Source organism: Bacillus rhizoplanae (assembly GCF_917563915.1).
In the GTDB taxonomy this organism is placed as follows: domain Bacteria; phylum Bacillota; class Bacilli; order Bacillales; family Bacillaceae_G; genus Bacillus_A; species Bacillus_A rhizoplanae.
Window position 1 is genome coordinate 1 of record NZ_CAKJTI010000070.1, and the last position, 2,643, is coordinate 2,643.

2 protein-coding genes are annotated in these 2,643 nt (G+C 34.4%); both read right to left on the reverse strand.

From position 1 onward, the window contains the following. Window positions 1–197 precede the first annotated feature (197 nt). Complete coding sequence (locus LRP84_RS22230; protein ID WP_230577066.1) at window positions 198–1,016, reverse strand: sugar nucleotide-binding protein; 819 nt, start codon at window positions 1,014–1,016, stop codon at window positions 198–200. Window positions 1,017–1,376: 360 nt separating this feature from the next. Then, window positions 1,377–2,288, reverse strand: coding sequence for a phosphatidylinositol-specific phospholipase C/glycerophosphodiester phosphodiesterase family protein (locus tag LRP84_RS22235; protein ID WP_230577067.1), 912 nt, complete (start codon window positions 2,286–2,288; stop codon window positions 1,377–1,379). Window positions 2,289–2,643 lie beyond the last annotated feature (355 nt).

Sequence of the window (2,643 nt, forward strand, 5' to 3'; positions counted from 1 at the left end):
AATTTCGATGGCTGCATAGTCTTTTTTACAGTTGTCTACTTGACGGGGATAAGTCCAACCAGTCTGTCCAAAATCAGAAAGAATTCATCCATCAATTGTTTGGACTTGCAGCATAAGATAGGATTCCATTAGGAATATATGCGTTTTATTCTCTTTTATTTTATTTTTGCACCAGAACCCAATATCATACTTCTCATTTATTCCAGCAAGTAAGAAATAATATCTTGATTCTTACTTTGTAGTGAGCTTGGGATATCATCACGATTTGAATTTAATCTAAAGTAACAAGTGTCAACTTTATCCTGATATAAACGATATCGTAATATTTTCTTTTCACTTGCGAGTTTACTTATAATTTGTTCAAAAAATTGGCTCTGAGTCATCGCATCCACTGAACCTAAGTGAAATATTCCCTTTAAATCATTTTCAATAATAAATCGTAATTGTTTTGCTAACAGAACATCCAAAAGATTGTTACATACGAGATTGCTGTACACATCTATCACTTTATTATTTTTTATGCTTTCATTGATTAAATTCCATCTTGGTGAATCCTTACCCCATATTGCTGGGATTCGGATAATTATCACTCGCTCATTCAAAGTTTCTTTTAGCATGTTTTCACATTCAATTTTGAACTTCCCATAATCTGATTCGGCAATAGGTATATCTGTTTCTGTGTGGGGTCTTGAAATATCCCCATCAAATACATTTGTGGTAGAAAAATAATAAACACGGCTACTTTTAATTTGTAATTCCATAGCTAATTCTTTATGAAACAGGAGCTGTTGATCAAAATCCCCTCTGAGGCAAGAAATCACTATGTTGGGTTTAATTGTCCTTATAATTTCTTTCAGCTTATCGAGTTGCTGAACTTCTAATTGGAATTGCTTATCATTAGGGAGGGTAGTTAACGAAGAAAAATACGTTCCATATAGGTCAAATTCATCAGTAAATTCATCTATTAAAGCTCTTCCTACAAGACCACTTGCACCCAGAATGAGTATCTTTTGCATTACAAATTCCCCTCCAAACAAATTCTTTTATATTTAAAACGAACAAATAACATTCTCTTCCACTCACGATGTAAACCACTTCTTCCACCTAAAAATTCTCTCTGATATTCAACATTCCTGCAACGTTAGTTAAGTACATTTCTTTCACAATCTCATACTAGTTTATTAATATAAATATCCAATTTTGTTCAGAATTCTTATTCAACAAAATGGCCTGATTGTTGAACAAGAAAAATCCTGCATTTCAAGCAGGATTTTTAATCAAACTTTTTTACAAACAGTACATCTTTTTTATAAACGGTACGACTTTCTTATAACCAGTACAACTTTATTTCAAACCGACAACTGAATCCTCAGCGTTTATTTATTATTGTTAGTGGTTTCCCAAGTAATATTAGGTTCAGAAGGCTGAGGATCATTTTTCATTAAGAAAAGCTGCAACCCAGCTAAATCATCAGTATTGATAAAATCAACACCAGCATTTAACAGTTCCTTCCATACAGCATCTCTAGCTGGGGATGCGATGTCAGGAGTCGCCCAAAAACGAACTTTTTGGCCATTAGCATGAGCGGTTGAAACGATATGATTTAGTTCCTCCCTTTCACTTTTTGGCATTTCACCTTCACCCATCCATGTAAAATATTTGGTCCAGTTATCACTAATAATTGGCATAAACTCATTGGAGTCACCTGATTCAAGGTCGCTCATTCGTCCATCATAAGCTGCATAGCGAACGGGCTGGCTCTCCATTAGTTCTTTTGGACGGTTCCCTGAAATATAGACAGTAATCGCCCCCGGTTTCACCCCTGAAGGCAAAAACTTTGTAAGCATATTTTGATATTTTGTAAGCTGTTCATGGATCACTTGATAGGTCGCGGCATCCTCCGACTTCACGTCGATCCATAAGGTAAACTCTTTATCGTATCCTGGATAGACGGCTCCATTATTGTCTTTCACTCTTTTCTTCAATGGGTCAAGATAGAGTGATTTCAATGTTCGATCTGGTCGAATATCTTCTTTATCATGGGCAACAAGGAGTTCTCCATCAACAAGCCAAACATCAGCTTCTACACTGGTAAATCCATGTTCCAGAGCATCTGTTAATGGACGAGTATGCTCGTAATCATTATGTGCGTGAGCTTTTGCAAGAGGAACCACAATCTCTTGGTTAGATAAAGATGAATTGCCTTCCCCGGCAGCTGCAAAAACATTTGTAAAAGATAGCATGAAAACAGAAGCAATAAGGGTTAAAACAGCCAAGCATTTTTTCATAGTCTTTAGTCCTCCTATAATAATAGATTACCTTTTCCATCTTAGAGAAAAACCATTAAAGTTCAATGAAATTACAGGATTCTTAACAAACTCTTTAATTACTTTACATGTTTTATGTAAATGGCAAAATATTTTTACAAAAAAATAAGCAAAATAAATATTGTAATAAAAAAATTAAACTTTTATCATTTGTTCGTTTAAAAGAAAATCAAGTTAATTTCCTTTTTGGTTAATACAATTTTCTTATGCAACTAAACTGCCCCGTTAGTTTAAGTGAGAAACTTCACAATCTTACTCTATATTTCAACAGAAATATCCAATTTTATTGAAAACGTTCCTCAACAATCTGGCCCGA

Bases quoted from the DNA above. Each gene is read 5' to 3' on its own strand.
- LRP84_RS22230 (WP_230577066.1), bottom strand. From the start codon at position 1,016: ATGCAAAAGATACTCATTCTGGGTGCAAGTGGTCTTGTAGGAAGAGCT.
- LRP84_RS22235 (WP_230577067.1), bottom strand. From the start codon at position 2,288: ATGAAAAAATGCTTGGCTGTTTTAACCCTTATTGCTTCTGTTTTCATG.